Here is a 10,568-nt window from a genome sequence, read left to right on the forward strand (position 1 = left end):
TCGGCCGATGCGCCTATCCTGCCGGGCGATTTCATAGATTTGGGCCGCCTGCCCGAGGACACGATGCTGAATTTCTTCCTTGCGACGCCGGAACACATTTTTGCGCCTATTCCAGAAGCGAACCCGGACGGCATCCCGCACATGGTTGCGCTGGCGGTAGAAGACTCGCCGTACTTGTTGATCAGTTTCGAGGATCTCCTTGGAGGCGGCGATGAAGACTACGAGGACGCCGTGTTTGCGGTCCACGTTTCGGAAGGCAACGTGGAAGCTTTGTTGGGCCGGTTCGATCCGTGGCGCGTGTTCAAGCGTAACGCCCGCCGCGCGGCGTGGCTCGCGATTGTGATTGGCGGGCCGCTGGGCGCGGTTGCACTGCGGCGGAGGCTGCGGGTTCGCCGCGTTAAGCAGACGCTCGCGCAGGCGTCGCAATTGCTGACCGCAGACAGGCCACATGAAGCGGTTGCGATCTTGCGCGCTGCCCGCGAGGCGGCCAAGGGTTCTCAGAAACGGCAGTGGGAACAGGTCTTCTACGCCGCGGCGGAACAGGGACACGACCTGGCCAACCTCGCCGACTTGTACGAGCGCGCGCCCAGGCTGTTTCGATCCAATGAGCAAACGGCATTGAGTGTGGGCCGCGCACAGATTGAAAGCGGCCGCAGCGAGTCCTTTGATACATTGCGGAAATCCTGGAAAGACCGCGAGACGGCCAAAGACTCCTGGCATCTGCTGGATGCCGCCGCAATGTTCCGGGAAGGGCGGACGCCCGAGGCGCTGACCCTGCTCGAACGGCGCTGTTCCAGTGGGACCTTCGAGCCCGCGCGGCTGGCGCGGCTTGCAAGTGCAAAATCCCAAGTCTGCCCGAACGAAGCTGCCGCGCTTGTGAGGAAGGCCCTGGAAACGGAACCGGTTCAGGCCGAAACGCATTTCTGGGCTGCAGAGACGCTCGAGCGCCTGGGAGACCTTGCCGGCGCCCTCGAGCATTTTGGACACGCTGTCCGCCTTGCCCCGCAGGACCCGTTTATCCGCGAAGGCGCCGCGGATTTCTGCTGCCGCCACCGGAAGATAGAGGGTGGCTTGCGCCTGTTGAGCGAAGGACTGGCGCCTCCCTCGATTGACAGTATCTGGACGCGCTTCCTGTTCTGGACCCGCGTCGCGTACCCGCTCCCCGGCGCGATCGATGGCAAGGAACCGCCGCCCGGCCCTTTGCAGCCGCTCGCAGGCTTCCTGCTCCAGCTGCCGTCCGACCGCTTCTGGGACGAACGGCAGTTTCATGAGACCAAGGAGCGAAATCCTGGCTTGCAGGCCCGGCCCGAGGTACACTGGCTGCGCGTTCTTGAAGCGTTGCGATTGCGTAAGGAGAACCACGCCCGGTGGCTGCTCAGTTTTGAACGCTCCGGATGGGAATCGTGGAGCCCCGCCTTCGAACGAGCGCTGCTCAGAATCATCATGTACCGGCAAGTCGCATCCGTCGGTCTGTTGATGACGCAAGAGACGGAGATTCCCGCCCGTTTCGAGACTTCCCATCGTTTCTTTGACACCCTGGATGCCATTGTCCGCAATCCCGGTGCGATGATTTCGCCCGACTTGGACGGTTTTCTGCGCGGGGACTTCGTCTTCGCCGCGGCCTGCCTGGCGGCCGGATGGCGCGACGCGGCGGCGCGCATGCGTCCGGCTGGCCAATTCCCCGGCGACGCGCCGGAGTGGGCCCGCGCTCTCTGGGCGCAGGCCTGTGGGCCGTGATGCCGCCGGGCCGTCTGTGTGGCGGGTCTTACGGCGTAATGGGGGTGAGGTCCACCCGGCGGATGAAAACCTCCGCGCCTTCGGACTGAATCTGGATACGGCCCTTGTGCGGGCGCGAATCGGTGGCGTGATTCACGACGGTGCCGTTCAAAATGACCGTTATCTCGCTGCCGCTGGCGATGCATTCGAGCCGATTCCACTCGCCTGCCGGTTTCTCGACATCCGCACGCCCTCGAAATCCTTTCACATCCTTCCAGTCGGGGTCGCGGCCAAACCAGTTGATGCGGCCTTCGTGGATGGTCGCAGACGGGCCGTCTGGCGCGAACACGTAACAACTGCCTTGTTTTTCCGGCGCAACGGGACACGTCAGCGCGAAGCGCTCGCTGCCGTCGCCCACAACGAGCAGGTCTCCGGTGCCTCCTTCGATCATCTGGCACTCGATGCTGTGCATCCAGACGCCGCCATAGGCGCCGTCCTCGCCGGAGGAGTGGACAAGCAGGCCCGAATCACGCGCATTCTCAACACGCGGCGCGTGGGTCAGGTCGCCCCATCGAAATTCAACAACGATATGATAGTTCTCGTACTCTTCCCGCGTCGTTATGCAGCCCCATTCCTCCCCGGAGATGCGGATCGTACCGTCCTTCACCGTGAACACGCCCTTGGGGTCGACGTCGCGGCCGCGGTCCTTGAGAAAGGTGTACCAGCCGTCGAGGTCCCGGCCATCAAACAGCTGCACGGTGTCCGCCGCCGGGGGAGATTCCTGGGCGAGAGCAGGGATGCACAACAGCAAGGTGAGTCCGACGATTACGCGCATCATTTCGTGGCCTTTGCATAAGTTCGAGCACACCCGCCTGCAAACGCGACGCTCTACGGCGATGCAGCGCAGCTTCAAACGCAGGACAGGCAAGATTCGACCCGCTCAAGATAGTGAAACAACGGGCGGCGCTTCAAGCGCGCAGCCTTGCAGAGGTACACACGCGGCAATTACGATGACCGCCGGGAGAGGCCCGCGGGCGGATGCAGAACGCTCTGTACAACAAGAAAAGGTTGTCTACTTGTTGGAGCATGCTGCTGCTCGCGGCGTGGCTGGGCGGTGTGGCGACGGCGCAGACGGTTTACAGGACCGGGCCGGTGGAGGGGTTCCGTGATGGCGCGAAACACTACCGCGACGGCTCGGGCCGGACCGATTATGAATGTTACACGCCGGAACAGACCGTCGGGATCGCGGATAATGTGCTCTTGTATCAGCGCGCCAACGGGGGGTGGCCCGCGAACTGGGATCCGCTGCGCGTGCTTGCGCCGGAGGAAGCGGTGAGGCGCGGCGATGCACGTATCCTGCGGTTGCAGGTCGTCGTGGACGGGACCCCGGCGGTTTGGGCCGGGCAATACGACCGGCAAACGCTCCAACCCACGCAAGGACGCTGTTTCGAGTTGCCCGGGCTCGTCAGCGCTGAGAGCGTCGAAGTGGTGCGCTGCCTGATGTCGATTGAGCCGCCGGCTCCCGAGATGGTGCGCGCGATCGAGGGGCTGTATGCTGGTTTGAACGCTCGAAGATTCGCGGCATCCGCATCGAAACGATACCTATCGAGCCGGTCCGGTACCAGCGCCACACGGCAACGACAGACCGCATTGTCGTCGAAGACCCGGGTGCGCCGCCCGTCTGGGTCCGTTTCTACGAGGTCGATATGAACCGCCCGTTCATGGCCAACCGCGACGGCAAGAAGGTGTACGCGCTGGCGGACGTGCACCAGGAACGGCGCACCGGCTACGGCTGGTACACCTATGCTCCCGCTGCGCTGCTCGACCATGATCATCCGGCCTGGCGGCGCCGGTGGGCGTCCCCGTAGGCTGGCGCTCTCTCCCGGGATAGTCCCTGCGTGCGCAAAGTGCCTGGGCAGACTCGGTTCTTCCCGAGAAGGAGGCCGCGGCCGATGTTCAATCAGGAAGCGCGGTCAACTGACACGCTCGTATCCCAGGTTTTCGATGTCCACAATCGCGCTGATGACGCCCGTCTTGATGCGGCACAAGCGGCCATCGTCCGCGCATTGGCCGTCAAGTGAGGAAAGGCGGTCGAGAACGGCAATGAGCCCTTTGCGGTACGCGCCGCGGCCTTGGGGCGTGAGGTACTGTTCGAGGTACAACGTCCGCTGCGGCGAGTCGGCGAACAGGACCTCGACGTGCAGTTCCCCCGGGCGATGCGGGTCTTGCTTGAGTGTTTCGGGCCAGGCGTCGAAGAAAGCGTCCTCTGCGTTGCAGAACAGGTCGGCAACGCCCTGCCGCGCGTCTTGTGTGCGGGGCCGGTAGTAGATATCGATAACCTCTTCGAGGGTGTCGAGCACGTCGCGATGGGGGTCTTGCAGGAGGCGGCCCGCTACCGCCGTGTTCACTTCCACTGCGGGGTTGACCATCGGGCCTTGATAGATCATGCTGCCGCGCGCCCCATCTTCGTAATGCTCGCGGATAGCGGCGCTTGTGCGTTTCGGGTACGGAAGAAAATATGATAGGCGATTGCGCCGCGCGCCGTGGTACAGCCAGACCCCGCCGGACGTGCCGTAAGCGCATTTGAGCCGCGCAATAAACGCCTTGCGCCGCTCCGGCGCAACGTACGTGCCGCGCCAGCCCTGGTCCATGAAGCAGTCCACATGGCCGCTCAGCGCAACCACATGGTCTTCTTCCTCCGGGGTGAGCGGCCCGGCATTCGCGGCGAGCCAGTTGGACGGGATGGCCGTCACGGTCAGATGAGGCCACCGGCTTCTGAGGTACTGTGCAGCGCGCGCATTCATGCGCGCGTTGTAGCCCACCTGCCCATCATTGCCCGCGCATTCCGGGCACATGCAGCAACCCAGGTCGCAGGACTCGAGATGGATGCCGCCGAACGCGAAGTTGTCCAGCGAGCAATCCAGGATCTTCTCTACATAACGCCAGGATTCTTCTTTCGCGCCACACAACGCGTGAGGATGGGGTTTCCCCTCGGAATCGACGCCCCGCACGCCCGGGTCGGCTTCGATAATCTGGTCGTACCCCCAACTCAGTAAGCCCATGCCGAACATAATTTTCATATTCCGGTTCGTGGCGGCTTGGATGATCCGGCGCACCATGTCGGCGCGCCCCTGTTCGCGAAAGACACTCTCGATGTCCGGAGGATACCCGTAGGTCGCGAACAGGCCCCAGACATCGAGGAAGTGGAATCCGGCTTCGGCCTGTACATCCAGCGCGCGGACAAGCCCGTCGAACGTAATTTCATCAAGCTGTGGAGCCGGCCAGTTCTGCAAGGGAAGCGGGTCGTTCCGCATGTCGTTAATCCACGCGCCAAACGCCACCCGATGCGTGTAACCCTGGCCGTTCTTCGCGGGCCCGCCGGCCGGGTGCAGCGCGATGCCGCTATCGCTGGCCGCGAGCGCCGTGCCCGCCGCCATCGTCTTCAAGAAGGCTCTCCGGTCCATAATGATTTTCTCCTTGTAGTCACCTAGGCCAGCAACCTGTGCAGCCAAGGAATAGGCCCGCCATTTTTTTGCTCCACCAGTTGCAGATGCCGATCGTGGGACGCAATCATGACCATAAGGGGTTGATTCAGGATTGTGCAAACGCCGTGCGCAAGGTACATCTGGATTCTGTGCATTTGGCGGAGTAAGCTGACCGCGTACCTGCTCATCATGTGCCGGCGAGAGTTTTTTCGAAATAGGGGTTCCCTCCATGTGGCGCAAACGTACACTCATCTGGCTTACAGGAGTCTGTGTGGCGTTGATTCCCGAATTGACCCTTGCGGAGCAGGACGCGCGGAACGTGGCTGACGTACTGAGGGCGATGGACGTGTGGATTCTGACGCAGCCGAAATGCGTTGAGTCATTCCCGGGGACATCTTGTGACCTCGCGGCCTGCACAGGGCTGGTGGCGTCGAAAGGCGAGGGCATTGAGGAGTGTCTGGCGTGGCCGTTGCAGCGTCTCGCCGACACAAGCGGCGTACGGCTCCCCATTCTGGAGTCGGCGCAGGAACCCGTCGTCGCGGTCGTGTTGGCCGAGACTCCCGGCGCTTTCCCGGCTGAGTTGAAGATGGACGATACGATGTTCGCGCGAATGGGCGAACAGGGGTATGGCCTGGTCATCGGGGCCGGCAACGTAACGCTGGCTGCGCGGACTCGCAACGGGCTGCGTTATGGTCTGACGACGCTCGCCCAGATCGCAGCGGACCGGACGGTCCTGCCGGGCATGGCCATTCTTGACTGGCCGTCGCTCCAGTATCGTGGTGTGCAACAGGATGTCTCGCGCGGGCAAGTGCCGGCTCCGGAGACTATGAAACGGCTGGCAAGTGTCCTGGCGGAAGGCAAGATGAACGTGCTTGAGTTCTACCTCGAACACGTCTACAAATACAGAGCTTTTCCAGACATTTCGCCGCCCGAAGGATATACGCCGGAAGAAGTGAGCGACTTTGGCCGGTATGCGGCGGGGCTGGGTATCGAGGCGCATCCCTTGTTGCAGGGGCTTGGTCATGCATTTCACATCCTCGGCAAACCGCAATATCAGCATTTGCGCATCGGGCCCGCAGCGGAAATGCCCTGGATCATGACGTTCGACATCCGGAAGCCCGAGGCCGTGCAGATGGTTGTCACCATGATTGAGGAACTCTGCGAGACCTGCCCGGGCGAACTGTTCAATGTAGACATAACCGAAATTGACACTGATGGGCTCGAGGCGGACGGATTGTCGTTGGATGAAATAACGGACCTGGTGTTCGGGTATGTGCTCAAACTGCATGATACGGTCAAGAAACACGGCAGGCGCTTGATGATCACGCAGGGGCCGCTCGACAGCCGGGGCCATCTCTCCGGCATGGGACCCAATCTCGCCGCACTGCCGAAAGACATTGTGATCGGAAGTTACTATTGCGCAGGCGGACCATATCAACCGGCGTGGGAGAAGGATTTTCCGCGATTGCACGAGAACGGCCTTGACTTCTTCGCGCAGGCATGGATTTACAGTCATCTGTGGCTGACGCCCTGGGTGGCCCGTGCTGCGGAGTTTTCAGACCTGGAGATCTCGCGCGGGCTCCAACACGGCGCGATGGGCAGTATCACTTGCGACTGGGGCGATGCCGGGCATTTTCATTTTGTCGGTCAGGAGTGGCTGCCCTATCTATATCATGGCGCGTGCGCCTGGAGCGGGGCGCATTTCGATCGCGACTATTTCCGGCAAGCTTGCGCGCGCGTCTTGTACGGCGTGAACAATGATACCGTGATCCGTGCGATCGAAGGTGCAAGCAACGTGAATGCGCAAGCCGTTCCTGTCCGCGATAAGGACGGCAACGAGACCAGCGTAGCCACGACGTACATTTGGGAGTTTGTTCACGACCCGTTCACGCATCCCGACATTACGCGGCTGGCCGATCCTGCCGGTGCGGGACAAAGGCTTCTCGATATCGCCGTGCCCGCACTCGCCGCGCTGCTCGAGGAATTGCCCAAAGCCAGGCGGAACAAAGACAACATCGAGCAGTGGATCTTCGGCGCGCGCTGCTATATTGCCCTCGGACATAAACTTGTAGCGCTGGGGCATTACAACGATGCGAGGGTTCCCCGAAGGCAAGTGATAGACGAGCTTGAAGCGGTTGCAGCGGAATTCGAAACGTTGCAGAACGAGTTCAAGCGCCTGTGGCTTGCGGAGAACCGCGAGAACGATGGATACGAGGAACTCGTAAGGCGATTCACGTACACCATTCTGCCGTGCCGCCTGAAGGCGAAGGAACTGCAAGCGCCATGAGACGCCTCCACCGGCGGCGGAGGAGACTCTCCCCCGCAATTAAGACGGCGTCGGCCAAGAACGCCTTTCTCGCGTGCGCATATTCGGAGGCGCCCATGGCGAAACTTGCACTCTGTGGCACGGGCGTTCCGCTCGAGTGGTAATGATACCCATACAAAGCGCATGGTTTCCGCGTTCGCGGGGATGATGCCCATGCCGCGGCTGCCAAGGGTCCGGTCCGCTTGTGGCAGTCTTGTGGCCGTCACTTCCGGGTTTGTCGGTGTTTATAGGCGGTTGGTTGTGCGTGCGAGGCAGGTTTACCGCCGCATTATCTGCGGCAGGCGGAGAATGTCGAGCAGACCCGCAACATCGTTCCCGGGTGAAACATAATCCGCAACAGCCTTGATGGCGTCCTGGGCGTTGGCGGGACACGCGAAGAAGCCCACGGCGTCGCGGAGAGGCATGTCGCCGACAGAGTCGCCGACGCCAACGGCCTCGTCGCGGGTTACGCCGTGTTCGGCCATCAGCGCGGCGAGCGTGGTGCCTTTGTTCACGCCGGACATGGAAATGTTGAGGTAGTAGCTGGTCGCATTGATCACCGGTTCCGGCAGTTGCCGTTCCTTGACCAGAGCCTGGATCGCCGTTTCCATCTCGGCGAATACGCCCGGCTGTTCGGCGTAGACCGAAAGCATGGCTTCCTTGCCGAATTGATACAGCGCGCCAGGATAGCGCGGCAGCAGTACGCTGTCGAGGTACTCGCGGATTACGCGGAGTCCATGTACCTTGTCAAGCGTGACGCCAGGTCCGAAGCGCGACCAGTTGTCATGCAGAGAATACAGCACGGCTCCGTTTTCGGCGATGATCGGCAGGCGTACGTCCAATATTTTTGCCAAGACCTCGACATAGGGCTGTGGCCGGCCAGTGCAGAGCGTCACCGGTGGGATCGGGCCGTTGCCATTCGCCGCGGCGCGGCAGAGGCGCGCCAGTTCCCAAAACAGGTCCAAATCCCACGGTTCTGACTCCTCCGGACTCAGGCACCCGTCGATATCCGTGATGATCCACTTGAAGCTCATGCGAAGACTCCCCGGAAAGGAGCGTATTGTTCGTGGAAAACGGGGGAAAAGTCAAAAGCGTGGCAGGAGAGCCTTTTGCGGCGCAGGCCGGCAGGAAACACAGAACGAAGCGGCGGGATGGAGCGTCCGGATTTACGGAGACCGGTGGAATCAGTACCGGTCCCTGTCGTCCATGGTGTCCACCGCCGCGAGCGGCCTACTTCTGTCTCTTCGGGCGATGGATGTGCGTGCTGTGTCCGTAGAAGGAGGCGGCGGATTCCATGAGGGTTTCGCTGAGCGTGGGGTGGGCGTGAATGGTCAGGTCGAGGTCGCGCGCGATGGCGCCCATCTCAATCGCGAGGGCGCCTTCCGCAATGAGTTCGCCCGCGCCTTGGCCGACGATGCCTACCCCAAGCACCTGCTCTGTATCGGGGTCGCAGACGAGCTTGGTGAGCCCTTCCTCCCGGTGCAGCGTTGCGGCGCGTCCGGAAGCGGCCCAAGGAAAGCGCAACACCTTGACGGCCTGCTCGCTCGCTTTGGCCTCGGATTCCTGGAGGCCGCACCATGCGATCTCGGGGTCGGTGAACGCGACCGCGGGAATGGCGCGCGGCTCGAAGGCGACGTTGCGGCCCGCGATGACTTCCGCCGCGACCCGGCCTTCGTGGGATGCCTTGTGCGCGAGCATGGGGCCGTTGACGATGTCGCCGACGGCGAAAACAGCGGGGTCGTCCGTGCGGCGTTGCGCGTCGACCTTGATGAAGCCTCTCGGGTCGAGTTGCACCCTGGTGGCTTTGAGGCCCAGCCCGCTCGAATTGGGTTTCCTTCCGACACAGACGAGCACTTTTTCGAAGACGCGGTGCGCCTGCTCGATATTCGGGCCTTCGAGGCGCACGTGCATACCGTCTGTTTCTTCCTTGAGTTCCGCGACGGTGGTGTTCAGGAGGATTTCCTGGAAAACGCTTTCCATGCGCTGGTACAGCGGGCGGACGAGGTCGCGGTCCGCGCCGGGCAGCAAGCCGCCGCCCATCTCGACGACGGTGACCTTGACGCCGAGCCGGGCATAGACGGAGCCGAGTTCCAGGCCGATATAGCCGCCGCCAATGACCAGCATGTCCTGGGGAATGTCAGGCAATTGCAGCGCAGTGGTCGAATTCATCATGCGGGGCGAGTCGATGAGCGGTCCGAAGAGCGCGGGCCGTGATCCGGCCGCGATAATCGTGTGTTCGGCTTGGAGATGAACGTGCATATTCTCGCCGAAGATTTCGAGCGTGTTGGAGTCGAGGTAAGTCGCGCGGCCTTGGATGTACTGGACTTTCCGCGTCTTGCACAGTTGGCCGAGGCCGCCGGTCATTTGGTTGACGACGTCTTGGGTGCTGTTGCGCAGGCGGCTGAGTTCGAGTTCGGGTTCCGCGAACTTGAGGCCCCAGTGCACAGCGTCTTTTGCGTCGTTGATGATCTTCGCGACGTGCAGGAGCGCTTTGGAGGGAATACAGCCGCGATAGAGGCACGTGCCCCCCGGGTTCGGCTCGACGTCGATGAGCGCGACCTCGATACCAAGGTCCGCGGCAAGGAAGGCCGCGGCATAGCCGCCGGGCCCGGCGCCAATAATGGCGAGTTTCGTGCGGCGTATTTCAGTCATTGCATGTCTTCCAGAAAGAATCCCCACGGCTGTTCGAGCATTTCGGCCACCCAGCGCAAGAAGCGAGCCGCCTCAGCACCGTCAATGATACGATGGTCGTACGATAAACTCAATGGCAGCATGAGGCGGGGCGCGAATTGGCCGTTCAGGAAGACCGGCTCGACCGCCCCGCGCGAAACGCCCAGGATCGCGACCTCGGGCGCGTTGATTATCGGCGTGAAACCCGTCCCGCCGATGCCGCCCAGATTGCTGATGGTGAACGTGCCGCCCTGCATCTCTTCCAGCGTGAGTTTGCGCGCCCGGGCCCTGGACGCGAGCTGGTTCATTTCCACCGATATCTGCTTGACGCTCTTCTTGTCCGCGTCGCGGATGACCGGCACGAGCAGGCCGTGTTCCGTGTCCGCCGCGAT

The 10,568-nt window shown here is 62.2% G+C and carries 10 protein-coding genes; 5 read left to right on the forward strand and 5 right to left on the reverse strand.

Translation table 11 applies throughout. The features are described 5' to 3' along the window. Positions 1-1,737, forward strand: a 1,737-nt coding sequence (locus tag KA184_04020; GenBank protein ID MBP8128723.1) for a DUF4114 domain-containing protein, incomplete at its 5' end; no start/stop codon positions are given. A 28-nt stretch (positions 1,738-1,765) separates the two neighbouring features. On the opposite strand, the gene KA184_04025 is transcribed toward KA184_04020, so the two are convergent. Continuing rightward, positions 1,766-2,554 (reverse strand): DUF1080 domain-containing protein, encoded by a 789-nt coding sequence (locus tag KA184_04025; protein ID MBP8128724.1) that lies wholly within the window; start codon positions 2,552-2,554, stop codon positions 1,766-1,768. A gap of 200 nt (positions 2,555-2,754) precedes the next feature. Here KA184_04025 and KA184_04030 point away from each other — a divergent pair, with 200 nt between their 5' ends. Both KA184_04030 and KA184_04035 read left to right on the forward strand, forming a co-directional pair. Beyond that, positions 2,755-3,426: a hypothetical protein gene (locus KA184_04030; protein ID MBP8128725.1), complete on the forward strand. Its 672-nt coding sequence runs from the start codon at positions 2,755-2,757 to the stop codon at positions 3,424-3,426. Then, positions 3,423-3,584: a hypothetical protein gene (locus tag KA184_04035; protein MBP8128726.1), complete on the forward strand. Its 162-nt coding sequence runs from the start codon at positions 3,423-3,425 to the stop codon at positions 3,582-3,584. Before KA184_04030 ends, KA184_04035 begins: the two co-directional genes overlap by 4 nt. 105 nt (positions 3,585-3,689) lie before the next feature. On the opposite strand, the gene KA184_04040 is transcribed toward KA184_04035, so the two are convergent. Beyond that, complete coding sequence (locus KA184_04040; protein ID MBP8128727.1) at positions 3,690-5,180, reverse strand: hypothetical protein; 1,491 nt, start codon at positions 5,178-5,180, stop codon at positions 3,690-3,692. A gap of 250 nt (positions 5,181-5,430) precedes the next feature. On the opposite strand from KA184_04040, the gene KA184_04045 reads away from it, so the two are divergent. Together KA184_04045 and KA184_04050 are read left to right on the forward strand one after the other, a co-directional pair. Continuing rightward, entirely contained in the window at positions 5,431-7,488 is a 2,058-nt protein-coding gene (locus KA184_04045; protein ID MBP8128728.1) for a hypothetical protein, read from the forward strand. Then, positions 7,380-7,631, forward strand: a complete 252-nt coding sequence (locus KA184_04050; protein ID MBP8128729.1) for a hypothetical protein — start codon at positions 7,380-7,382, stop codon at positions 7,629-7,631. The genes KA184_04045 and KA184_04050 overlap by 109 nt, the downstream gene beginning before the upstream one ends. A 153-nt stretch (positions 7,632-7,784) precedes the next feature. Here KA184_04050 and KA184_04055 read toward each other — a convergent pair whose 3' ends face one another. The 3 genes from KA184_04055 to KA184_04065 all read right to left on the reverse strand — a co-directional run. Further along, entirely contained in the window at positions 7,785-8,540 is a 756-nt protein-coding gene (locus tag KA184_04055; protein MBP8128730.1) for an HAD family phosphatase, read from the reverse strand. Between the two features lie 196 nt (positions 8,541-8,736). Further along, a complete protein-coding gene (lpdA, locus tag KA184_04060; protein ID MBP8128731.1) occupies positions 8,737-10,158 on the reverse strand; it encodes a dihydrolipoyl dehydrogenase in 1,422 nt (473 codons plus the stop codon). Continuing rightward, positions 10,155-10,568, reverse strand: a 414-nt coding sequence (locus KA184_04065) for a 2-oxo acid dehydrogenase subunit E2 (GenBank protein ID MBP8128732.1), incomplete at its 5' end; no start/stop codon positions are given. The genes KA184_04065 and lpdA, both read right to left, overlap by 4 nt.

The sequence above is a fragment of the Candidatus Hydrogenedentota bacterium genome, assembly GCA_018005585.1.
Taxonomy (GTDB): Bacteria; Hydrogenedentota; Hydrogenedentia; order Hydrogenedentales; family JAGMZX01; genus JAGMZX01.